The organism is Streptomyces bottropensis ATCC 25435, from assembly GCF_000383595.1.
Classification (GTDB): domain Bacteria; phylum Actinomycetota; class Actinomycetes; order Streptomycetales; family Streptomycetaceae; genus Streptomyces; species Streptomyces bottropensis.
In genome coordinates this window covers 499,152-521,423 of sequence record NZ_KB911581.1, presented here as the reverse complement: position 1 = coordinate 521,423, position 22,272 = coordinate 499,152, and the positions used below count along the sequence as shown (strand labels likewise).

Annotated in this window: 21 protein-coding genes; 10 read left to right on the top strand and 11 right to left on the bottom strand. The window is 71.7% G+C overall.

What is annotated here, in order from left to right; translation table 11 throughout:
* Positions 1–7: 7 nt before the first annotated feature.
* Positions 8–1,288, bottom strand: coding sequence for an aspartate kinase (locus tag STRBO_RS0102390; protein WP_005483785.1), 1,281 nt, complete (start codon positions 1,286–1,288; stop codon positions 8–10).
* A gap of 365 nt (positions 1,289–1,653) precedes the next feature.
* Between STRBO_RS0102390 and STRBO_RS0102385 the strand changes: the two genes are divergently transcribed.
* A complete protein-coding gene (locus STRBO_RS0102385; protein WP_209442934.1) occupies positions 1,654–2,373 on the top strand; it encodes a response regulator transcription factor in 720 nt (239 codons plus the stop codon).
* A complete protein-coding gene (locus STRBO_RS0102380) occupies positions 2,370–3,758 on the top strand; it encodes a HAMP domain-containing sensor histidine kinase (protein ID WP_005483782.1) in 1,389 nt (462 codons plus the stop codon). Before STRBO_RS0102385 ends, STRBO_RS0102380 begins: the two co-directional genes overlap by 4 nt.
* Positions 3,759–3,802: 44 nt before the next feature.
* Here STRBO_RS0102380 and STRBO_RS0102375 read toward each other — a convergent pair whose 3' ends face one another.
* On the bottom strand, positions 3,803–4,303 hold the full coding sequence (locus tag STRBO_RS0102375) for an SgcJ/EcaC family oxidoreductase (RefSeq protein ID WP_005483781.1): 501 nt from the start codon (positions 4,301–4,303) through the stop codon (positions 3,803–3,805).
* Positions 4,304–4,443: 140 nt separating this feature from the next.
* Here STRBO_RS0102375 and STRBO_RS0102370 point away from each other — a divergent pair, with 140 nt between their 5' ends.
* Together STRBO_RS0102370 and STRBO_RS0102365 are read left to right on the top strand one after the other, a co-directional pair.
* Complete coding sequence (locus STRBO_RS0102370; RefSeq protein WP_005483780.1) at positions 4,444–4,716, top strand: hypothetical protein; 273 nt, start codon at positions 4,444–4,446, stop codon at positions 4,714–4,716.
* Between the two features lie 89 nt (positions 4,717–4,805).
* Complete coding sequence (locus tag STRBO_RS0102365; protein ID WP_037626938.1) at positions 4,806–5,675, top strand: alpha/beta fold hydrolase; 870 nt, start codon at positions 4,806–4,808, stop codon at positions 5,673–5,675.
* Here STRBO_RS0102365 and STRBO_RS0102360 read toward each other — a convergent pair.
* The 4 genes from STRBO_RS0102360 to STRBO_RS0102345 form a co-directional block, all read right to left on the bottom strand.
* The gene (locus STRBO_RS0102360) at positions 5,672–6,607 is read right to left on the bottom strand and encodes a M56 family metallopeptidase (protein WP_005483778.1); all 936 of its coding nucleotides are present in this window, start codon (positions 6,605–6,607) and stop codon (positions 5,672–5,674) included. The two genes, STRBO_RS0102365 and STRBO_RS0102360, sit on opposite strands and share 4 nt — an antisense overlap.
* A gap of 161 nt (positions 6,608–6,768) precedes the next feature.
* On the bottom strand, positions 6,769–7,431 hold the full coding sequence (locus STRBO_RS0102355; RefSeq protein ID WP_005483777.1) for a DUF5063 domain-containing protein: 663 nt from the start codon (positions 7,429–7,431) through the stop codon (positions 6,769–6,771).
* The gene (recR, locus tag STRBO_RS0102350; RefSeq protein ID WP_005483776.1) at positions 7,424–8,023 is read right to left on the bottom strand and encodes a recombination mediator RecR; all 600 of its coding nucleotides are present in this window, start codon (positions 8,021–8,023) and stop codon (positions 7,424–7,426) included. Before recR ends, STRBO_RS0102355 begins: the two co-directional genes overlap by 8 nt.
* Before the next feature lie 109 nt (positions 8,024–8,132).
* On the bottom strand, positions 8,133–8,480 hold the full coding sequence (locus tag STRBO_RS0102345; RefSeq protein ID WP_028796424.1) for a YbaB/EbfC family nucleoid-associated protein: 348 nt from the start codon (positions 8,478–8,480) through the stop codon (positions 8,133–8,135).
* Between the two features lie 254 nt (positions 8,481–8,734).
* On the opposite strand from STRBO_RS0102345, the gene STRBO_RS0102340 reads away from it, so the two are divergent.
* Complete coding sequence (locus tag STRBO_RS0102340; RefSeq protein WP_020113715.1) at positions 8,735–9,502, top strand: SLATT domain-containing protein; 768 nt, start codon at positions 8,735–8,737, stop codon at positions 9,500–9,502.
* 149 nt (positions 9,503–9,651) lie between these two features.
* Here the strand turns inward: STRBO_RS0102340 and STRBO_RS0102335 are convergent, their stop codons facing one another.
* The 3 genes from STRBO_RS0102335 to STRBO_RS0102325 all read right to left on the bottom strand — a co-directional run bounded on the left by STRBO_RS0102335 (position 9,652) and on the right by STRBO_RS0102325 (position 13,042).
* On the bottom strand, positions 9,652–11,829 hold the full coding sequence (locus STRBO_RS0102335; RefSeq protein WP_020113714.1) for a serine/threonine-protein kinase: 2,178 nt from the start codon (positions 11,827–11,829) through the stop codon (positions 9,652–9,654).
* A gap of 116 nt (positions 11,830–11,945) precedes the next feature.
* A complete protein-coding gene (locus STRBO_RS0102330) occupies positions 11,946–12,440 on the bottom strand; it encodes a MarR family winged helix-turn-helix transcriptional regulator (protein ID WP_005483770.1) in 495 nt (164 codons plus the stop codon).
* A complete protein-coding gene (locus tag STRBO_RS0102325; protein ID WP_005483769.1) occupies positions 12,437–13,042 on the bottom strand; it encodes a type 1 glutamine amidotransferase family protein in 606 nt (201 codons plus the stop codon). Before STRBO_RS0102325 ends, STRBO_RS0102330 begins: the two co-directional genes overlap by 4 nt.
* 217 nt (positions 13,043–13,259) lie before the next feature.
* Here STRBO_RS0102325 and STRBO_RS0102320 point away from each other — a divergent pair, with 217 nt between their 5' ends.
* The 4 genes from STRBO_RS0102320 (at position 13,260) to STRBO_RS0102305 (ending at position 18,771) form a co-directional block, all read left to right on the top strand.
* Positions 13,260–14,615 carry an aspartate aminotransferase family protein gene (locus STRBO_RS0102320; RefSeq protein ID WP_005483768.1) on the top strand — a complete coding sequence of 452 codons (1,356 nt, stop codon included), beginning with the start codon at positions 13,260–13,262 and terminating at the stop codon, positions 14,613–14,615.
* Positions 14,616–14,768: 153 nt separating this feature from the next.
* Entirely contained in the window at positions 14,769–15,473 is a 705-nt protein-coding gene (locus STRBO_RS0102315) for a GntR family transcriptional regulator (protein WP_005483766.1), read from the top strand.
* Positions 15,470–18,022 carry a dolichyl-phosphate beta-glucosyltransferase gene (locus tag STRBO_RS0102310; protein ID WP_020113712.1) on the top strand — a complete coding sequence of 851 codons (2,553 nt, stop codon included), beginning with the start codon at positions 15,470–15,472 and terminating at the stop codon, positions 18,020–18,022. Before STRBO_RS0102315 ends, STRBO_RS0102310 begins: the two co-directional genes overlap by 4 nt.
* A 98-nt stretch (positions 18,023–18,120) precedes the next feature.
* Positions 18,121–18,771, top strand: coding sequence for a hypothetical protein (locus STRBO_RS0102305; RefSeq protein WP_020113711.1), 651 nt, complete (start codon positions 18,121–18,123; stop codon positions 18,769–18,771).
* 18 nt (positions 18,772–18,789) lie between these two features.
* On the opposite strand, the gene STRBO_RS0102300 is transcribed toward STRBO_RS0102305, so the two are convergent.
* The gene (locus tag STRBO_RS0102300; protein ID WP_028796423.1) at positions 18,790–19,083 is read right to left on the bottom strand and encodes a DUF3303 family protein; all 294 of its coding nucleotides are present in this window, start codon (positions 19,081–19,083) and stop codon (positions 18,790–18,792) included.
* Positions 19,084–19,254: 171 nt separating this feature from the next.
* A complete protein-coding gene (locus tag STRBO_RS0102295) occupies positions 19,255–20,538 on the bottom strand; it encodes an adenylosuccinate synthase (RefSeq protein ID WP_028796422.1) in 1,284 nt (427 codons plus the stop codon).
* A 198-nt stretch (positions 20,539–20,736) separates the two neighbouring features.
* On the opposite strand from STRBO_RS0102295, the gene STRBO_RS0102290 reads away from it, so the two are divergent.
* Positions 20,737–21,822 (top strand): diacylglycerol kinase family protein, encoded by a 1,086-nt coding sequence (locus STRBO_RS0102290; RefSeq protein ID WP_020113710.1) that lies wholly within the window; start codon positions 20,737–20,739, stop codon positions 21,820–21,822.
* The last annotated feature ends 450 nt before the right edge of the window (positions 21,823–22,272 follow it).

Genomic DNA, 22,272 nt, shown 5'->3' with positions numbered 1-22,272 from the left:
AGAGCCATCAGCGCCCGGTACCCCCGTAGACGACGGCCTCGTCGCTGTCGGAGTCGAGTCCGAAGGCGGTGTGCACGGCGCGCACGGCCTCGGGGACGTCGTCGGCGCGGGTGACGACCGAGATGCGGATCTCGGAGGTCGAGATCAGCTCGATGTTCACTCCGGCGTCGCTGAGGGCCTCGAAGAAGGAGGCGGTGACGCCCGGGTTGGTCTTCATACCCGCGCCGACCAGGGAGATCTTGCCGATCTGGTCGTCGTAGCGCAGCGAGTCGAAGCCGATGCCCGCCTTGTTCTTCTCCAGGGCGTCGATGGCCTTGCGGCCCTCGGTCTTGGGAAGGGTGAAGGAGATGTCCGTCAGACCGGTCGTCACGGCGGACACGTTCTGCACGACCATGTCGATGTTGACCTCGGCGTCCGCGATGGCGCGGAAGATCGCGGCGGCCTCGCCCGGCTTGTCGGGGACGCCGACGACCGTGACCTTGGCCTCGGAGACGTCGTGGGCGACTCCGGAGATGATGGCGTGCTCCACCTTGTGGTCCCCTTGCGACTCTGGCTTCTCATTGCTGACCCAGGTGCCCGGCAGTCCGGAGAAGGACGAGCGGACGTGGATCGGGATGTTGTAGCGGCGGGCGTACTCGACACAGCGGTGGAGCAGCACCTTCGAACCGGACGCCGCCAGTTCGAGCATGTCCTCGGAGGAGATCCAGTCGATCTTCTTCGCCTTCTTCACGACCCGCGGGTCGGCGGTGAAGACGCCGTCGACGTCGGTGTAGATCTCGCAGACCTCGGCCTCCAGCGCGGCGGCCAGCGCGACGGCGGTCGTGTCCGACCCGCCGCGGCCGAGGGTGGTGATGTCCTTCTTGTCCGCGCTGACGCCCTGGAACCCGGCGACGATGGCGATGTTGCCCTCGTCCAGCGCGGTCCGGATGCGCCCCGGCGTGACGTCGATGATCCGGGCTTTGTTGTGGACCGAGTCGGTGATGACGCCCGCCTGGCTGCCGGTGAACGACTGGGCCTCGTGACCCAGGTTTTTGATCGCCATGGCCAGCAGCGCCATGGAGATACGCTCTCCGGCGGTCAGCAGCATGTCGAACTCACGCCCGGCAGGCATGGGTGACACCTGCTCGGCGAGATCGATCAGCTCGTCCGTCGTGTCGCCCATCGCGGAAACGACGACGACCACCTGGTGGCCGTTCTTCTTCGCTTCCACGATCCGCTTGGCGACGCGCTTGATGCCCTCGGCATCGGCTACGGAGGAGCCTCCGTACTTCTGCACGACAAGGCCCACGTGCGCTCCTCGCTCCGTTTCAGTCCCTAATTTCCGCACATGCACACGCACTCGTCCGCGGTTCCTACGTCGTTCCCGCGTCGTCGAACGTGCTGCGGCGGTCGGCTCAGTCTAACGAGCGGCCGAATATCCCTTCCCTGGTACCGCATGGTGAGATGTCCCGCTCACCCTGTGATCACCTGGGTTTTCTCCGGACCTTCCACCGGTTTCACCCTGGCTTCTCGCCCGGACCTTCGGCCGCTCCGGGAACGTCTCTGCCCAGGTCGGCGCCGAACAGTCGGCGCGGACGGGGAAAAGTGCCTGGAGTCACACCGAGGGGCCCCGCGACGACGGAACGCCAACTTTCAAGCACTAAGGTCGTGGCCGTGCGCGTACTTCTGGTGGAAGACGACGAGCCGGTCGCCGAGTCCCTGCGACGAGGACTCCTGCGGTACGGCTTCGAGGTGGAGTGGGTCAACACGGGCGGGGCCGCGCTGTCGTACGGCGGACCGTACGACGTCGTCCTCCTGGATCTCGGCCTCCCCGACACCGACGGCCTCGACGTGTGCAAGGCCCTGCGGGACCGCAGCCAGGTGCCGATCATCGTGATCAGCGCCCGCAGCGACGAGACGGACCGCGTGGTCGGCCTGGAGCTGGGAGCCGACGACTACGTCTCCAAGCCGTTCGGGGTCCGCGAGGTGATCGCCCGCATAAGGGCGGTGATGCGCCGGGTGCAGCCGCGCGCCGCCGACGCGCCCGCCGCCGGCCCCGACCGCTACGGCCCCCGCCTCACCGTCGACCGCAAGGCCGCGCGCGTCCACCTCGACGGTACGGAGGTGGGGCTCGCCCCCAAGGAGTACGACCTCCTGGCCTTCCTCACCGAGGAGCCGGGCGCCCTGATGTCGCGGGAGCAGATCATGGAGGCGGTCTGGGACGCGAACTGGTTCGGGCCGACGAAGACGCTGGACGTCCACGTGGCGGCGCTGCGGCGCAAGCTGGCCGGGGCGATCACGATCGAGGCGGTACGGGGGGTGGGGTTCCGGCTGATGGTGAACGAGGAGACCGCGCCGACCGGCGGTACCCGTGAGGGCGACGGCACGTCATGATCCGTCAGCTCATCCGCAGCTACGTGCTCCTCGTGGCTGTGGCGATCGCCCTGTTCACGGTCCCGGTGGCGTTCACGCTCACGGATCAGCTGCGGGACGACGCCGGCGAAGCCCTACAGCGCGAGGCCAAGACGATGGCCCGGCTGCTGGGCGTGGGCGACACCGCCTCCTGCGAGGCCCTGGCGCAGCTGGCGGGGGCGTACCCGGCCGACGAGGAGAAGGTCGAGGTCACCGCGACCGACCGGTGTGCGCCGGAGAGACTGCAGGAGCCGACGGCGGACGCGGCGCTGGCCAGGGCTCTGGAGCACGGCCGGAGCACGGTCGACTGGGGCTCCGACTTCATCTGGGGCGACAACCTGGTGGTCACGGTCCCCGCCTTCGAGCGTTCGCCGGAGGGGAGGACCGACACGGAGAAGGTCGTCGGGGCCGTCCGGATCATGTTCTCGACCGACCACCTCACCTACCGCCTCTGGACCATCTGGGGCTTCCGGGCGGCGCTGGCCGTCGTGGTCCTGCTGGCCGCCGCGATCATCGGCGTCTACGCCGCCCGGCGCCTGACCGCCCCGCTCCGCCAGCTCAACGAGATGGCGAGCAAGATGAGCGACGGGGACCTGACGGCCCGCTCCCCCGTGACCGGCCCCCAGGAGACACAGACCCTGGCGCGAACGCTGAACCAGGCGGGCGAACGCCTCGACACGCTGATCGCCTCGCAGCGCATCTTCGTCGCCGACGCCTCCCATCAGCTCCGCACCCCGCTCACGGCGTTGCGGCTGTCCCTGGACAACATCGCGGACGGCACGGACGACGAGTTCGTCCGGGAGGACGTGGAGCAGGCCACCGCCGAGGTGGTCCGGATGAGCCGCCTCGTCAACGGCCTGCTGGTGCTGGCGCGGGCCGAGGCGAAGGTGACGGCGGCGGAACCGCTGTCCCTGCGGGAGGTCATCCGGGAACGTCTCGACGTGTGGAGACCGGCCGCCGACGAGCGCGGAGTCACCATCACGCTCAGGGGGAGTGCCGACGGCCGGCCGCTCGTGCTGGCCAGTCCCGGTCATCTGGACCAGGTCCTGGACAACGTGCTTTCGAACGCCCTGGAGGTCTCGCCGGACGGTGCGACCATCACGGTCCTGGTGGAGAGCCGGGGCGACGAGGTGGTGCTGTCGGTGCTGGACGAGGGGCCCGGTATGTCGGACGCCGAGAAGTCCCGCGCCTTCGACCGCTTCTGGCGCGGTCAGGGCCTCACCGGGAGGGGCGGTTCGGGCCTCGGCCTCGCCGTCGTCAAGCAACTCGTCACCGACGACAACGGGACCGTGGCCCTCAAAAACGCCCCGGGGGGCGGGTTGTGCGTCGCGCTCACACTGCGGGCGGCGCGACAGGGGAGTGGCTGAGCCGGGGGGTATGGCCCAGCCACGACTGGGGGGCCGGCTGCCGATCAGCCCTCGGGCATCATCGACGAGTGGTGATTCACGATCTTCCACACGCCGTTGCGCTTCTCGTACTCGTAGGTGTAGCGGGCGTCGACGCGCCGCTTCTCGCCGGTCTTGGGGTCGGTGAGGATGAAGTAGTACGAGCCGGTGTCGATGGCGGAGTTGCTGTCCAGGACGTTGATGATCGTCTTGGTCTTCTTGCCGACCGGCTTGTTCTCCAGGAAGTGGTCGAAGTAGTCGACGAGGCCGGCGCGGTCGGTGCGGATCTTGTTGGAGACGGTCGGCAGGAGCACCGCGTCCTTCGCGTAGCGGTCCGCCACCTTCTTGGAGTCGCCGGTCTGCAGCGTCTTGTTCCAGCCGTCGAAGAGGGCCGCGATCTCCTTCTTGGAGGGCTTCTTCGGCGCGGCCTCGGCGCCGGCCATGCCGACCCCGGCGGTGACCGTGGCGGCGGTGACGAGAGCGGTGGCGGTGACGATGGCGGCGCGTATGCGGTTCTTGCGGGTCATCGCGATCTCCTGTGCGAAGTCGGGGTGTTACTGCCTCCGCTTCGTGTGCGGTGGAAGTGACTCCAGATTCGCGTGACGCCGGTTAGGGGCCGTGCAGGAGACGTACAGGGGGCGGCCAGGGGCCAGCCAAAGCACGGAGAGTGACGGGTCACTTCGACGCCGTACGGATCGAGGGCGGGCGCGGGGAACTGGTGGCGAGGAGGCTGGTCGAGGTGACCGACGGGGACGCCGGGCCGGTCGTTGTCGAGCAGGCCGGGTTCCGGTGGGTGTACTTCCTGCTGCGGCCGGGGACGGTGCACGGACACGCGTGGCTGCCGGGTGTGCAGCGCTTCGGGCTGAACTCCGCGAACATGCGCAGGGTCACCTACGTCGGCATCCCCGCCCTCGACGGCAACACGTATCCGCTGCGCTGACCCCGAGCCGACGCCTCAAACTCCGTACGTGGAAACGGAGTCACTGCTCACCGCAGTGACGACGGCGTTCCGTGGGGTAACAGACAGCCATGAGCGAAGTGCTGCTGACTGAGACTTTCCGTAGTGCGTCGGGGGCCGTGCGGTGGGGCACGATCGGGGAGGCCGGGCAGGAACCGGTCGTGCTCTGCCACGGCACCCCCTTCTCCTCCTACGTCTGGCGCGGCATCGCCCAGGCGCTGGCCGACACCGACCGGTACCAGGTGTTCGTGTGGGACATGCCCGGGTACGGGGAGTCGGACATGCACACCGGCCAGGACGTGTCCCTGGCCGCGCAGGGACGGGTCTTCGCCGAACTGCTGGCGCACTGGGGGCTGGAGGAGCCCTTCGTGGTCGCGCACGACTTCGGCGGGGCCGTCTCCCTGCGGGCCCACCTGCTGCACGGGGCCCGCTACCGCGCGCTGGCCCTCGTCGACCCGGTGGCGCTCGCCCCGTGGGGTACGCCCTCGTTCCGGCTGCTGGGCCGTCATGCGGAGGTCTTCGAACAGCTGCCGCCCGCGCTGCACCGGGCCCTCGTGCGGGAGTACGTCGCCTCCACCGGCGGCCCCGGCCTGCACCCGACCGTCCTCGACCGGCTCGTCCAGCCGTGGCTCGGCGAACACGGGCAGCCCGCCTTCTACCGGCAGATCGCCCAGGCGGACCAGGCCCACACGGACGAGATCCAGGGGCGGTACGGAGAGATCGCCATACCGACGCTGGTGTGCTGGGGCGAGGAGGACGGGTGGATTCCGCTGGCGAAGGGGCGGCAGCTGGCCGGTCTCGTCCCCGGCGCGCGCTTCGAGCCGATCGCCGGTGCGGGGCACGTCGTCCAGGAGGACGCCCCGGCCGAACTCACCGCCGTGCTCCTGGACTTCCTCCAGGAACAGCAGACGGACCAGCGGACCGACCAGCGGACCGACTAGAGCGTCCCGAGCGCCGGCGCGAACGCGATGAGGAGCGGGAGGAGGGCGAGGAGCGCGGCGGCCGTGGTGGTGGCCGCGCGGCGGGTGCGATCCAGGCGGGGCGGCGGCTCCAGCAGCCGCTCGACCCGGTCGCCCAGCAGGCGGCGGGTGTTGGAGCAGCTCAACACGCCCCGGTGCTGGTTGAGTTCGATCAGGGCCAGGGCCGTGGTCAGGTGACCGCAGCGGCGGGAGGCGGTGTCGTCGGCGGCGAGTTCGACGAGGCGGTGGGTCTGGTCGGCGAAGTGGGCGAAGAGGGGGACGCGCGGGAAACCCGTGGCGAGGGCGGTGGACAGGTGGAGCAGCCAGTCGTGGCGGGCGCGGGCGTGACCGAGTTCGTGGGCGAGCACGGCGTCCAGCTGGCGGTCGCTCAGCTTGCCCAACGCGCCGGTGGTGACGACCAGTTGGGGCGGGGCGCCCGGCATCAGCCACGCGTCCGGGTACTCGTCCTCCAGGACCAGCAGCGGCCCCTTCGTCTGCGGCAGACCCGCCGGCAGGTCGGGGGCGCGCTCGCGCAGATGCGCCCGGCGCAGGTGCCGGCGGCGCCGGGCCTCGACCAGTTCCCGGGCCAGCATCGCACCGCTCCACGCCGCCCCGAGGGCCAGCGCCAGCGTCAGTACGGCCGTCCAGGGCGGTGCGGCGGTGAGGTCGTACGCGGCGGTCACAGCCGGGGGCGCGGGCGCGAAGGCGCGCGTGCGGACCGTCTCGAACACCGCCGCCGCGCCCAGCACGAGCGCCGCGAGGCAGCTCAGCAGCGCCGCCGCCACCAGGCACTGCCACGCCCACAGCGCGACCACGGGTTCCCGCTCGGGCCACCTCGCCGTCAGCAGGGTGCGGGGGCCCAGCACCGCGGCGGTCACGGCCACGGCGGCGAGAAGGAGCAGGAGAACGGTCACGTCACTGGGTCCGGTTCCTGTCGGGAGGGCGCGAGAGGGAGTGGTACGACGACGGTTCCTACGCTACCGCCGGTACGCACACGTGCAGGAGTCCTTCCACGGACACGGGGACGTGATCGGGTCCCGTCCGGCGCCGGACGGAACTCGGCCGGTCTGTCGGGCTACTTGACCTTCCGCAGCCCCAGCGGCCGCGCGATCTCCTCCGCCATGACCTGGCCCGCCTCGAACTCCAGGGTCTCGTCGCCCATCAGTTCCTGGTCGGTGTCGAGGCCGTCCAGCTCGGCGAGGGGCTGGTTGAGGCGGACGTGGGCGACCAGGGACTGCAGGGCCCGCAGGGTCGCCGAGGCGGTGGAGCCCCAGTTGGAGAAGTAGGAGAACTGCCACCACCACAGGGCCTCGCTGGTGCGGCCGGCGCGGTAGTGGACCATGCCGTGGCGGAGGTCGGCGATGACGTCGGCGAGGTCGTCGGAGATCCGGGCGGGGACCGGCGCCTTGCGGGGCTCGTAGGGGTCGAAGACCTCGGAGTAGACGTCGACCGGCTCCAGCATCAGGGCGAGGCGTTCGCGCAGCTCGTCGACGTCCGTCTCGGGGCCCGGGTCGGGCTCGTAGCGCTCGTCGGGCACGATGTCCTCGTGCGCGCCGAGACGGCCGCCGGCCAGGAGCAGCTGGGACACCTCCAGCAGGAGGAAGGGGACGGCCGAGTCCGGCTCGTCGCCCTTGGCCACCTCGGTGACAGCGACCAGGAAGCTCTCGATCTGGTCCGCGATCTGGACCGCGAAGTCGTCCGGGTTCAGGTCCGTCGCGTGCAGCGTGGCGTCAGACATCCAGCAATCGTCTCCCCTCGAAGGCGCGGCCGAGGGTCACCTCGTCCGCGTATTCCAGGTCGCCGCCCACCGGGAGGCCGCTGGCCAGGCGGGTGACCTTGAGGCCCATGGGTTTGATCATGCGGGCGAGGTACGTGGCCGTGGCCTCGCCTTCGAGATTGGGGTCCGTGGCCAGGATCAGCTCGGTGACCGTACCGTCGGCCAGGCGGGCCAGCAGCTCCCGTATGCGCAGGTCGTCGGGGCCGACGCCCTCGATCGGGCTGATCGCGCCGCCGAGGACGTGGTACCGGCCCCGGAACTCGCGGGTGCGTTCGATCGCGACGACGTCCTTGGGCTCCTCGACGACACAGATGACCGTCCGGTCGCGGCGCGGGTCGCGGCAGATGTTGCACAGCTCCTCCTGCGCGACATTGCCGCAGGTCGCGCAGAAACGGACCTTCGCCTTCACTTCGAGGAGGGCGTGCGCGAGGCGCCGTACGTCCGTCGGCTCCGCCTGCAGGATGTGGAAGGCGATCCGCTGCGCGCTCTTGGGACCGACGCCGGGCAGCCGCCCCAGCTCGTCGATGAGGTCCTGGACCACGCCTTCGTACACGGACTGCCGTCCTTCCTGGTGTCTTTCAGTACGTACCGTAGTCGGCCGCCGCCGCTCCGAGGAAGGCGGTACCGGGCACGGATGGGGTCGGAGTGGGTCGCGCAGGCGCTCAGAAGGGCAGGCCGGGAATGCCCGCGCCACCACCGCCCAGACCCTGGGCGAGGGGACCCAGTTTCTGCTGCTGGAGGGTCTGGGCGTTCTCGTTGGCCGCCTGGACGGCCGCGACGATCAGGTCGGCGAGGGTCTCGGTGTCCTCCGGGTCCACCGCCTTGGGGTCGATCTTCAGGCCGCGCAGCTCGCCGGAGCCGGTGACGGTGGCACGCACCAGGCCGCCGCCCGCCTGGCCGTCGACCTCCGTCCGCGCGAGCTCCTCCTGTGCCCTCGCCAGGTCCTGCTGCATCTTCTGGGCCTGCTGGAGCAGCTGCTGCATATTGGGCTGGCCACCACCGGGGATCACGTTCAGCTCCCTCGCACGAGTACGAACGGACGTCGCCGTTCACGTTCTTACGGTCGTCACGAGCCTACGTGGTCGGCACGGCCTGTGCCGCGCCACTCTTTCGAGTGAGTCAGCGGGGATTCGTATATCTGATCAAGGGCATCTTCCAGGGGATAAGCGGTGAAAACACCATCTTCGCCACCCATTGGGCGGTAGGAAGGGTCCGGCCGCGTCAGGGTGGTGCGTGAGCGCCGTACGTACGTAGGGAGTGCCTGGTGAGCCAGCCGGAGATGCAGCCCGAGGGGGGAACCCAGGACGGGCGGGGTGAGGGGTCCGGGCTGTGGGCGGAGCCGTGGACGTCGGCGGCCGGGCCGTGGGCGGGGGATCTGGCCGGGCGGCCGTTTCCGCAGGGGGACTGGGGGGCGCCGGCGGAGCGGCTGGAGGAGCTGTACCACTGGGTCGAGCGGGCGGCGCTGGAGACCGCGGCGTGGTATCTCGCGGACCGGGTGTGGAAACGGGTGGCGGCGCGGGTCCTGCGGATCGGGGCGGCGGCGGGGGCGCTCGCCGGGGCCGCGCTGCCACTGCTCGACCTCACGGGGGCGGTGGGCGGGGTGGCTCCCTGGGGGTATCTCGCGCTGCTGTCCTGTGTGGCGTGTGTCGGGGTGGACCGGTTCTTCGGCGTCACGTCCGGGTGGATGCGGGACGTCGCCACGGCCCAGGCGGTGCAGCGGCGGCTGCAGATGCTGCGGTTCGACTGGGCGTCCGAGAGCGCGCGGGAGGTGCTGGGGCCTGCGGAGGGGACGGCCGGGGAGGCCGCGGAGCGGTGCCTCGGGGTGCTGCGGCGGTTCTCCGAGGACGTCACGGAGCTGGTGCGGGCGGAGACGGCGGACTGGATGGTGGAGTTCCGGACGGGGTCGGCTCCGCTCGGTGTGCAGGCCGGGGGGAGCGTGGGGCGTCCCGAGGCGAACGGGAACGGGCGGGTGCCGATGCCGCCGGGGGCGCGGCCGAACATGCCTCGGCAGCGGCCGCCGGAGGCGCGGTAGCGGCGGAGCCGGGGCGGGTGGGGGGTGGTCGGTGCGTTGTCGGGTGCGGGTGAGTGGGGGCTTCTCGCGCAGTTCCCCGCGCCCCTGGAAGACCTATCGTGCCCGCACCCGACGTCGCACCGAGCCGGAGCCCCCGGGCGGCGGGCCGCTCAGTCCGCCTTCGTGTAGGTGACCGACTTGCCCGCCGTGTCGACGCGGCGCAGCCGGCCGTCGGGCAGCAGGGTGACCGTGGTCGCCGCGCCCGGGGAGCAGGACGTGGCCGGTTCGCCGGTGGAGACGGTGGAGGGCCCGATCCGGAGCGGCCCGTCGTCCCCCGGCTCCTCCGTCAGCGCCGCCTCGAACACGCAGTGGTACGTGCCGCCGCCTTCGAGCGGCCCGTCCGCCGTCAGAGACAGCACCGTGTCGCCGACCTCGCCCTGCTGGATGACGAGTTGCCGGGTGTCGCCCCCGGTACCGCCGATGCCGGCGTTCCAGGTGCCGACAAAGCCCTCCGGGACCGTCCCGGCGGCCGGCGACTCGGTGGTCTCCTCGGGCGAGGTCCCCGGATCCGTCGGCTCGGGCGACGACGGCCCCGGCGTCTCGGGCGCGCTCGTCGTCGGCCCGCCCTTCGCGTCGTTCTCCTTGCCCCCGTCGTCGTCCTTCGTCATCAGCGCGTACACCGAGCCGCCCGCACCGAGCGCGACGACCAGCGCGACGGCGACGAGGAGCACGGAGGAGCGCCGGCTTCCGCGCTGCGGTTCGGGGTGCCCGGCCGGGGGCGTCCCGGGCCCGGGCCCGTGGACGGGGTTCGGTCCGTACGGCGGGGTCGGGCCGAGCCCCGCTGCCGCACCGGCGCCCTGCCCGCCGCCGTAGGGCGCCTGCCCGTACGCCCCGTACGGCGCGCTCTGCGGGTAGCCGTAACCGGGGGCGGCGGGCTGATGCCCGTACCCGCCGGCGGGTTGCTGGGTGTACTGCTGCGGGAAGCCGTACCCGGCGGGCGCGGGGCCCGGCGGGGCGCTGGGCGGTGGCGGCTGCGCACCGGCCCCCGTCCCCGCGATCTGCGTCGGCATCCGGTCCAGGGGCGAGGCGCCCGGCGCGCCCGGCGAGGGCGGACCGGGCGTCTCGGGGGCGGCTGCCGGATGTCCGGGCGGGGTCGCCGCCCCGCCGGCGCCGGGGGACGCGGCGGCGGACCCGCCGTACGGAGCGTCGGGTGCGCCCAGCGGGTACACGGGCGGGGTCGACGGCGGGAGCGCGGGAGCGGTCGGGGCCGGGGGCGCGGGAACGGCCGGGGCCGGTGTCGGGGCAGCAGCCCCGGCCGGCTGCCCGGCGGGATCGGGCGCCTGCGGGCCACCACCGTCCGCCGGCTCTCCCGCCCCGCCCTCGGCCGCCGCGTCCTCCGGCGCCCCCGTACCGCCCCCCGGCGGCTCCTCCGGGTCCTCGGCGTCCAGCAACTGGACCGCGTGGCGCCCGAGTTGGGCCACCAGGGCGCTCGGCAGCCAGGGATCCCGCGACCGGCCCGCGAAGACGGTGTCCTCGGCGCCGGTGCGCTGCAGGATCTGGGCGAGGGTCGGGCGGGCGGCGGGGTCCTTGCGCAGACACTCGCGGACGACGTCGTACAGGCCCTCCGGCAGCCCCTCCAGATCCGGTTCCTCCTCGGCGATGCGGAACATCAGGGCGTGGACACCGGAGTTGGCGGCGCCGAAGGGGAGGTTGCCGGTGGCGGCGTAGGAGAGGACGGAGCCGAGGCAGAAGACGTCGCAGGCCGGGGTGATGCGGTCGCCGCGCACCTGTTCGGGAGCCATGAAGCCCGGCGAGCCGACGAGCGCGCCGGTGCGCGTGAGCCCGCCGTCCGTGACGGTCTCCAGCGCCCGCGCGATGCCGAAGTCGATGACGCGCGGCCCGTCGATGGTCACCAGCACGTTGGACGGCTTGAGGTCGCGGTGGATGAGGCCGGCCGCGTGGATGTCCTCCAGCGCGTGCGCGAGGCCCGCCGCGAGGATCCGTACGGACCGCTCGGGCAGCGCCCCGTGATCCCGCCCGACCACGGTCTGCAGGGACGGTCCGGCGACATAGCCGGTGGCGACCCACGGGATGCCCGCCTCGGTGTCCGCGTCCAGCACCGGCGCGGTCCAGTACCCGCCCACCTGCCGTGCGGCCTGCACCTCCTGCCGGAACCGGGCCCGGAACTCCTCCTGTTCCGCCAGCTCCTGCCGCACCAGTTTCACGGCGACGGTACGGCCGCGCTCGGACCGGGCCAGGTACACGTTCCCCATGCCGCCCGACCCCAGCCGCGCCAGCAGCCGGTACGCCCCGATACGTTGCGGATCCCCGGGCCCGAGCTTCTCCATGGCCACCGTCCCCCGTCTCCCCCTGCATATGTGTACGCGTACGTACGGGTACGTCGCGTACGTGCGCAACGGACCGATCGTAGTGCGGCGGCACGGGGAGGCGGATGGAGCGGTGTCTACGGTTCCGTAACAGCGGCCGGAGCGGGCCCCGCCGCGTCGGCCTTCGGTGAGGTCGCGAGCCGGTCCAGCGCACCCGACAGCCGTTCGAGCAGCCGTACGGTCTCCGCGAACTCCTCCTCGCCCAGCGCCTTGGCGAGACGGGCGGCCAGGGCCGCGTGGCCGGGTTCGATCCGCTCGATCGCGGCACGGCCGGCGGGGGTGGGGGCGAGGAGTTTGGCGCGGCGGTGGGCCGGGTTCGGGACGTACTCGGCGAGGCCCCGGCCGACGAGGAGGTCGGCGACCCGCTGGACGCTCTGCCGGGTGATGCCCATGGTCCTGGCGATCCCGGCGACCGGCAGCGGCTCGGGCAGCACCGCGCCCAGCACCTGCCACCAGGCGGCCGTCAGCCCGGCCGGGCGTGCCAGCTCCTCGGCCGCGGAGAGGAACTGCCCGTTCAACCGGAAGGTCCCGACGGCCGCGCGGCTGAGGAGGTCCTGCTGGTCGCGGCTCATCGTCCCGCCGCCTCCAGCACGGCGTACGCCTCCGCGTCGGAGTCGTGGAAGAGGCGGTACCAGGCGTCGAGGACCTCGCCCTCGTAGACGCCGAGGAGGCGGAAGACCTCGCGGGCGAGGGCGACGGGTTCGGTGGGGCCCGCGGTGACGAGCGGCCCGTCGGTGACGGCGTCCGCCTCGACGTACCGCTCGCCGCCCTGGTAGCCGGTGGCGGCCAGGTAGAAGGGGGCCGCGCTGGTGTGGGCCCGGTCGTCCAGCAGCCCCTCCCGCGCGAGCCCGGCGGTCGCTCCGCAGATCGCCGCGACCGGGACGCCGGCCTCCAGGAACTCCCGCGCCTTCCGGGCGAACGGGGCCAGGTCGTCGCCGGTGTCCCACAGATCAGCGCCGGTGAGGATGAGCAGCGAGCTGTCCTCCGGGCGCAGGTCGTCGAGGACGCCGTCCGGCTGGATGCGTACGCCGGCGATCGTCCGCACGGGTTCGGGGGTCGGCCCGACCGTACGGATCTGCCGTCCGGCCCGGGCGAGCCAGGCGGTCGTGTGGCCGGTCTCCCAGTCGGCGTAGGTGTCGTACACGGCGAGATGAACAGCCTTGCGATCGGTCATGGCTCCTCCTGAAGCACCTCGGCCCTTGTTGACAACATGCTGTCATTTCGACAGCCTCCTGTCAATCACGAGGGGTCGTATGGGCCGGCTGCGGCCCGGTGGGGCTTCTCGCGCACGAGGGCCGACGGAGAGGGCGACACTGTGTCGTGCGCCGACACCCCGCCCCATACACGTCGCCAATACCCCCTCGCCCTCCCCGCCCCCTACCCTCGCCCCCATGACCCCTCAGCCGAACCCCCAGGCCGGCGCCGCGGTGAAGGCCGCGGACCGCGCGCACGTCTTCCACTCCTGGTCCGCGCAGGAACTCATCGACCCGCTCGCCGTCGCCGGCGCGGAGGGCTCGTACTTCTGGGACTACGACGGCAGGCGCTACCTCGACTTCACCAGCGGCCTCGTCTACACGAACATCGGCTACCAGCACCCGAAGGTCGTCGCCGCGATCCAGGAGCAGGCCGCGACGATGACGACCTTCGCCCCGGCGTTCGCCGTCGAGGCCCGCTCGGAGGCGGCCCGGCTGATCGCCGAGCGCACGCCCGGCGACCTGGACAAGATCTTCTTCACCAACGGCGGCGCCGACGCCGTCGAGCACGCCGTCCGCATGGCCCGGCTGCACACCGGCCGCCCCAAGGTGCTGGCCGCCTACCGCTCGTACCACGGAGGCACCCAGCAGGCCGTGAACCTCACGGGCGACCCGCGCCGCTGGGCCTCCGACACCGGCACGGCAGGGGTCGTGCACTTCTGGGCGCCGTTCCTCTACCGCTCCCGTTTCCACGCGGAGACGCAGGAGCAGGAGTGCGCCCGCGCGCTGGAGCACCTGGAGACGACGATCACCTTCGAGGGGCCGTCGACCATCGCCGCGATCATCCTGGAGACCATCCCGGGCACGGCCGGGATCATGGTCCCGCCGCCGGGCTATCTGGCCGGGGTCCGGGAGATCTGCGACAAGTACGGGATCGTGTTCGTCCTGGACGAGGTCATGGCGGGCTTCGGGCGGACGGGCACCTGGTTCGCCGCCGACCTCTTCGACGTCGTACCCGACCTGATGACCTTCGCCAAGGGCGTGAACTCCGGTTACGTCCCCCTCGGCGGCGTCGCCATCTCCCCCGCCGTCGCCGAGACGTTCGCCCGGCGCCCCTACCCCGGCGGTCTCACGTACTCGGGGCACCCGCTGGCCTGCGCCGCCGCCGTCGCGACGATCAACGTCATGGAGGAGGAGGGCGTCGTCACCAACGCGGCCACCGTCGGCCGCTCTGTCGTCGAACCCGCCCTGCGCGAACTCGCCGAGCGCCACCCCTGCGTCGGCGAGGTGCGCGGTACGGGCATGTTCTGGGCACTGGAGCTGGTGAAGAACAAGGAGACCCGCGAACCCCTCGTCCCCTACAACGCGACCGGTGAGGCAGGCGCCCCCATGCTCGCCTTCGGCGCCGCCGCCAAGGCGAACGGTCTGTGGCCCTTCATCAACATGAACCGCACCCACGTCGTGCCTCCCTGCAACATCACGGAGACCGAGGCCAAGGAGGGGCTCGCCGCCCTCGACGCGGCCCTCTCGGTGGCGGACGAACACACGGTCTGAGGCCGTCGTCGTCCCCGGTGCCGAGCGGCGTGTGAGCAGAAGGGCGAAAACTCCTCCCCCTCACCCGAACGCGTAAGGTGACGTGCTCGTAAGAGAACTCGGAGAGCACGCACAGAATGCGTACGCGTACGCGGATGGGGGATCCAGACCACGATGCCCGGCACCGGCACCGGCGGCGGCAATGGCGCCGTGACCCGTAGCACCTTGCGGCAACAGCTCGCGGACGCGCTCCGTGACGAGGTGCTGGCCGGACGGCTGAAGCCGGGGCAGGAGTTCACGGTCAAGGAGATCGCCGAGCAGTACGGCGTCTCGGCGACACCCGTGCGCGAGGCGCTGGTGGACCTGTCCGCGCAGGGGCTGCTGGACGCCGTGCAGCACCGGGGCTTCGAGGTCCACGCGTACTCCCTGGCCGACTACCGGAACATGGTCGAGGCCCGCATCCTGGTCACCGACGGCATGTTCCGGCGGCTCGGCGACCGCAAGGTCGACCCCCGCACGGCCGCCGCCCTCGCCGGGGTCCGGCGGCGCGGCGAGGAGGCGCGGCGCGCCGCGACGGCCGGGGACCTGGACATCCTGATCGGCTACGACCTGCGGTTCTGGCGCGAGCTGAGCGCCCTGTTCGGCAACCCGTACCTCACCGACTTCCTGCACCGGCTGCGCGTCCGGTCCTGGGTGGGCGCGGTCCAGCACCTGCGTCAGGGAAACGACTGGACGGACGACCTCAAGGGGCGGCTGTGGGCCGACCACACCGACCTCGTCGACGCCCTCACCCGCCGGGACGCGCAGACCGCGCAGGAGATCATCGCCGGTTACGACGAGCGGTCCCTGACGCTGGTGGAACGCCTGGCGGACGGATGAGCACGCTCCACGAGGCGGGCGGCGAACGGATGCCCACAACCCCGCAGGCGCGCGGCGGACGGACACGCACGGTCCCGCGGGCACGCGGCGTGACGCCGGGCACGGCCCCGAAGGCGGCCGGCGGGCAGTTGAGCGTCGACCTCTCCGTCGTCGTCCCCGCGTACAACGAGGAGGACCGTCTCGCCCCCACCCTCGACGCGATCATCGCCCACCTCGCGGCCACCGAGGCCGCGGCCCGCTGGGAGGTCATCGTCGTCGACGACGGGTCGACGGACGGCACGGCCGAGGCCGTCGCGGCCGTCACCGCCCGCGACGCCCGGGTCCAGCTCGTCTCCGGCGGGCCCCGCAACCGGGGCAAGGGCCACGCCCTGCGGCTCGGTGTCCTCGCCTCGCACGGCCACCGGGTCCTGCTCACCGACGCCGATCTCGCCGCGCCCATCGAGGAGCTGGAGCGGCTCGACAAGGCGCTCTCCGACGGGTACACGGCCGCGATCGGCTCGCGCGAGGCGCCGGGCGCGACCATCGACCGCCACCAGCACCGGCTGCGCGAGGCGCTCGGGCGGGCCGGGAACCTGCTCATACGCGGGGTCGCGGTGCCCGGCATCCGCGACACCCAGTGCGGTTTCAAGCTGTTCGACGGCGACCACGCCCGCGAGGCGTTCGCCGCCTCCCGGCTCGACGGGTTCGGCATCGACGTGGAGATCCTGCGGTACTTCCGCCGCAGCGGCTGGCCCGTCGCCGAGGTCCCCGTCCGCTGGTCCCACCAGCCGGGCTCGAAGATCCGGCCGGGCGACTACGCCCGGGTCCTCGGTGAACTCGCCCTCCTGCGGGCCCGTTCGGTCCGCCGGGCCGACGTCCTCGCCGTCGCCCTCTTCCTGGTGATGGCGGTGGCCCTGCACATCGGCCGCTGGCGCGACCCGAACGGCCGTTATCTGCCCGACTCCCTCCAGGACCAGAACCAGTGGGAGTGGTTCTTCGCGGTCACGGCCGACAACCTCGTCCATCTCCGCAACCCCCTCTTCACCACCTTCCAGGGCTTCCCCGATGGCGTGAACCTGATGGCCAACACGGTCATGCTGGGCCTGTCGGTCCCCCTCGCCCCCGTCACCCTCGCCCTGGGACCGGCGGTCACCCTGGCCCTGGTGATGACCCTCGGCCTGGCCGTCACCGCCGGCGCCTGGTACTGGCTGATCGTGAAGCGGGTCGAACGGCACCGGGGCGCGGCCTTCGCCGGAGCGGCCCTCGCCGCCTTCGCGCCGCCGATGGTCAGCCACGCCAACGCGCACCCGAACTTCGTCGTCCTGTTCATGATCCCGCTGATCATCGACCGGGCGCTGCGCCTGTGCACGGGCGCCCGCACGCAGCGGGACGGGGTCGTCCTCGGCCTGATGACCGCCTATCAGATCTTCCTCGGCGAGGAGGCCCTCCTCCTCGCCGCGATGGGCATGCTGCTGTTCGCCGTCGCGTACGGGCTGGTGCGGCGAGACGTGGCCCGCGACGCCTGGCGCCCGCTGCTCAAGGGCCTCGGCATCGCGGTCCTCGTCGTGCTCCCTCTCGTCGCCCTCCCGCTCAGCTGGCAGTTCCTCGGCCCGCAGAGCTACGGCAACATCGCGCACGGAAGCAACTCCGGCAACAGCCCGCTCGCGCTCCTCTCCTTCGCCGAACGCTCCCTCGCGGGCGACAAGGAACGGGCGGAGGCCCTCTCCCCCAACCCCACCGAACAGAACGCCTTCTACGGCTGGCCGCTGGCCCTCCTGGCCCTCGGCATCGTCGTACGCCTGTGGGACCGCGCCCTGGTGAAGGCGCTGGCCTGCACGGCGGTCGCCGCAGCCGTCCTCTCCCTCGGCCCAAAGATCCGCCTCCCGCGAACGGACCTCGTACTGCCCGGCCCGTGGGCGCTGCTCGCCGAGAAGCCGCTGCTGGAGTCGGTCATCGAGGGCCGGGTGGCGATGATCTGCGCCCCGGTTCTCGGCATGCTGCTGGCGCTCGCCTGCGCACGGCTCGCCGCCGTGCCGAGCCTCGGCACCCGGTACGTGGGCTTCATGGCGGTCACCCTGGCCCTGCTGCCGATCGTCCCGGCCCCGCTGAGGTCCGTCGAGCGCGCCGAGGTGCCCGCGTTCGTCGCGGACGGCACCTGGACGTCGTACGTCGACACCGGGGCCGGGGAGACCCTGGTGCCCGTGCCGCTGCCGGACCCGGGCAACGCGGAGGCCCTGCGCTGGCAGAGCACGGCCCGCTTCGGGTTCCGGATGCCCGGCGGCTACTTCAACGGACCCTTCGGCGAGGACCGCGTCGGCATCTACGGCGCGGCCCCCCGCCACACCTCCCACCTGCTGCGCGACGTCCGCTACACCGGCAAGGTCCCGGCGATCGGGGAGAACTGGCGGGCGCAGGCCCGCAAGGACTTCGCGTACTGGCACGCGGGCGCCCTGGTCCTGCGTCCGCAGCTGTACGACGAGCGGTTGCGCGAGGCCGTGGACAAGCTGGTGGGGCGACCGGGTAAGTGGGTGGGCGGAGTGTGGGTATGGGATCTGCACGCAGGGGACTGAAGACGCGTCCAGCGACTACGCTTCCCTGACCACTGTGCGCCGTGCGCGAACGCGTCCCTACCGTCCGTGTGCGTGCCGGATGACCGAGGAGCTCTCTTTTGGCCTGTGACCTCTGGTTGGTCCCGCTCGTCGACGTGCTGTGCCACACGCCCGACAATCCCTTCGCCGAGGAACTCGCGCTCTACAACAAGCTGCTGGGTGAGGCCGGGCTGCCACCGGTCCCGGTGTACCAGTACATGCCGGGACTGACCGGCGAGGTCGCCCCGGTCGCCGGCTTCGACTACGACGCGCTGCACTTCCTGCGCCGGGCCTATCTGCTCCAGGTCTGCGGCCTGGAGGTGACCCCGGTGGACGCACTGGGCGGCGACTACGAGCAGTTGCTGGAGATGTTCGAGACCACGGCCCAGCAGTCCCACCTGGTCTGGCACTACGACCACGCCGGCGCCTATGTCCCGGTCGACTTCCCGCAGCCCCTGTCCAGCGACGAACTCCTCGCCGGAGGCGGCCCCCTGGGTTCGTCCCAGGGACTGCTGCGGGAACTGGAGTTCGTGGCGGCGGCCATCGGCATCGACCCGGCGAACCCACCGGCACGCCCCGAGGCACCGCTCGCGCCCACGGAGTTGGAGGAGCCGGCCGTTCCGGCGCCCTTCGACCCCAGCCCGTTCGCCCGCGAACGGCACGTCTGGCTGGGTCTGCACGCGGCGGCGACCCGGAGCCTGGCGCAGGGATCGATGATCGTGTTCAGCTGAGGTCCGGCGGCCGGCGCCTCAGCGTCCCAGTGCCGAGAGGCCCTTCTGCATGTCCTCGGGGTTCATGACCGGGGTGTAGGTGACGTCGGCGCCCAGTTCGAGGAAGAAGGGCTCGGCGATCGCCGGCATCTCGGAGCTGTCCTGCATGTCGAAGACCATGTAGCAGGTGCGCTGCCCCTCGTCGGTGGTGAAGTAGGCCGCCTCCGGCTTGACCTGCTCCATGGAGGACTGCATCAGCTTGCCGAGGGTGCCGTTGCGGATGGCCTCGTTCGACTTCTCCGTGTTCATGCGTGCCCTGAAAAGAACGCGCATCGCACTCACCTTCTCTCCGGCCGTGTGACGTGCGCGGATCGCGCGCCATTTCAGGATATGCCCGGCACGCGCACGTGGCCCGGCCAGACCGACCCGCCCGATCAGCCAAAACACAGCGGGCCGGGCACGCGTGTGCGTGCCCGGCCCGAGGTGGGTCGCCCGTGTGAACCGTCAGATGAAGGAGTTGATCTCGATCGTCTCGTCACGGCCCGGACCGACACCGATCGCGGAGATCGGCGCGCCGGACATCTCCTCCAGCGCCTTCACGTACGCCTGGGCGTTCTTCGGCAGGTCGGAGAAGGACTTCGCCGACGAGATGTCCTCGGACCAGCCGGGCAGGTTCTCGTAGATCGGCTTCGCGTGGTGGAAGTCGGACTGCGAGTACGGCAGTTCCTCGACGCGCTTGCCGTCGATCTCGTACGCGACGCAGACCGGGATCTGCTCCCAGCCGGTGAGGACGTCGAGCTTGGTGAGGAAGAAGTCCGTCAGACCGTTCACGCGGGTCGCGTAGCGGGCGATGACCGCGTCGAACCAGCCGCAGCGACGGTCACGGCCGGTGGTGACGCCCCGCTCGTGGCCGATGCGGCGCAGCGCCTCGCCGTCCTCGTCGAACAGCTCGGTCGGGAACGGGCCCGCGCCGACCCGGGTCGTGTACGCCTTGAGGATGCCGATGACCCGGCTGATCTTCGTCGGACCGACACCCGCGCCCGTGCAGGCGCCGCCCGCTGTGGGGTTGGACGACGTCACGAAGGGATACGTCCCGTGGTCGATGTCCAGGAGCGTGCCCTGACCGCCCTCGAAGAGGACGACCTTGTCGTCCTCCAGGGCCTGGTTGAGGACCAGGACCGTGTCGGTGACGTACGGGGCGAGCTTGTCCGCGTAGACGAGCAGTTCCTCGACGACCTGGTCGGTGGAGATGGCCCGGCGGTTGAAGAGCTTGGTGAGGACCTGGTTCTTGACGTCGAGGGCCGCCTCGACCTTCTGCGTCAGGATCGACTCGTCGTAGAGGTCCTGGACGCGGATACCGACGCGGTTGATCTTGTCCGCGTAGGTCGGGCCGATGCCCCGCCCCGTCGTGCCGATCTTGCGCTTGCCGAGGAAGCGCTCGGTGACCTTGTCGAGGGTCACGTTGTACGGCGTGATGATGTGGGCGTTGCCGCTGAGCAGGAGCTTGGACGTGTCGACGCCGCGCTCGTTCAGACCGCTCAGCTCGGAGAGCAGGACCGACGGGTCGACGACGACACCGTTTCCGATGACCGGAGTGCACTCCGGAGTGAGGATCCCGGAAGGGAGAAGGTGGAGGGCGTACTTCTGGTCACCCACGACTACCGTGTGGCCGGCGTTGTTGCCGCCCTGGTAGCGCACCACATAGTCGACAGACCCACCTAGCAGGTCCGTCGCCTTTCCCTTACCTTCGTCACCCCACTGAGCACCGAGCAGCACAAGTGCGGGCACGCGCGTACACCCCTTCCGGGCGGGGCATGTCCAAGGTCGGGGGCGTACGCGGTGGCTCATTACCGCCGCGTGCACCGCGACCGCCGTTGGTCGCACCTGTTCGGACCCGGATGCCCCGGAATAGACCAAGCCCCTGGCGCAATAGCGCAAGGGGCTCTTGCACAAAGATGCTACCCGAGGAAGCGAGGCAGGACCGAGGTGGTGACTCCCGACCAGCTCCTCGTGGTCATCGACCCCCTCGCCCGTCGCACGGACGGCGAGGCCGTACGGATCGCGAAAGACGTGCTCAGCGCGGGTGCGGCGAGTACGAAAGTGTGTCTTCCCGAGGGGCCCGAGGAATTCGCGCGGGCGCTCGCACGACGTGGCTCACGGCGGCCGGTGGTGGTCGGCGACGACCGCGCGCTGCTGCGGGCGGTGGCTCTGCTGCACCGCCGCCGGGAGCTGGGCGCGTGCGCCCTCTCCCTGGTCCCCGTGGGCTCCGCCCTGGGCCTGGCCCACTCCCTCGGCGTGCCCACCGACGCGGTCGCGGCGGCCCGCGCCGCCCTCGACGGCGTCGAGCGACGGCTGGATCTGCTCGTCGACGACAGCGACGGGGTGGTGCTGGGCACCCTGTGCATACCGGTTCTGCCGGGTGTGTCCTCGCAGTCCCCGCCCTATCCGCCGTCCTCGCCGTATCCGCCCTCCTCGCCCGACCGGACGGCGGGAACGGCGGGGCCCGCGGCCGCCGACACCGGCCCGGGTACCGGCACGGGAACGGGGCCGGGGTCGCGTCCGGGCAGAGGGGCGGGCCCGAGGGCGGGGGCGGGCTCGGGAGCGGACCGGGTGCCGGGGACGGAAGGCGGGCCCGCCGACGACGGGTCCTCGCTCGGCCCCCACCACTGGCTGCGCGCCTGGCCGCAGTCCCTCGCCCGTACGTTGTCGACGCGGCCGACGCGCCCCGCCCGGTTGTCCCGTCCGCTGCGACCGGCCCGCATACGGGTCGCCGCGGGGGGCGGTGCCGGGCCCTCGCGGCTACGGGTGGAGGTGGACGGCGTGCTGCTCGTCGACCTCGACCAGCCCGTGGAGGCGGTGTCGATAACGCCGGGCATGGACGGCGGTGCCGACGTCGAGATCCGGCCGGTGTCGGTGGGCGCCGAGGCGGCCCCGCTGCACGCGGTCGGCCACCGGGTGACCGTGTCCGGCGCGGACTTCCGCTACCGGGCGGATTCCCTGGTGGCGGGGCCGGTGCGGACGCGGACCTGGACGGTGCGGGAGGGGGCCTGGGGGCTGACCCTGCCGCGGTGATGCGGGGCGAGTGCCGGGCGGTGCGCGTCGCTCGGGTCGCGGCTCAGGTCTCGGCGCCCGCCCGATGCACGGATGCGGGCGGACGCATGCCCGATGCACGCCGGATGTACGCCGGAGGGCCGATCACGATAGTGCAGGCGAAGCCCCTGAAAGCGTGCGACACGCCGTTGTCGATCACTTACCCGGCCGGAATTCACGCGACGGGGCGCACGGCGCATTCGCAGCGACCCGAGGCTTGTTGAGTGACCGTCAGCCGTACGGGCGGTGAAGCGACCTGACGGCTCCTCAGGGTGCGGTCCGCTCTCGGCGCCTCCAAGAGGGTGACGACGCGTCAGCGTGTTTCGGACAATGGCTTTCCTCGCTTCAAAGTACCAGCTCATTGCCATATTTTGACGGTTCGTCAGGCGCGCCGATCGTCACTCTCCGGGGCGACAATTCATGCGGCCGTTC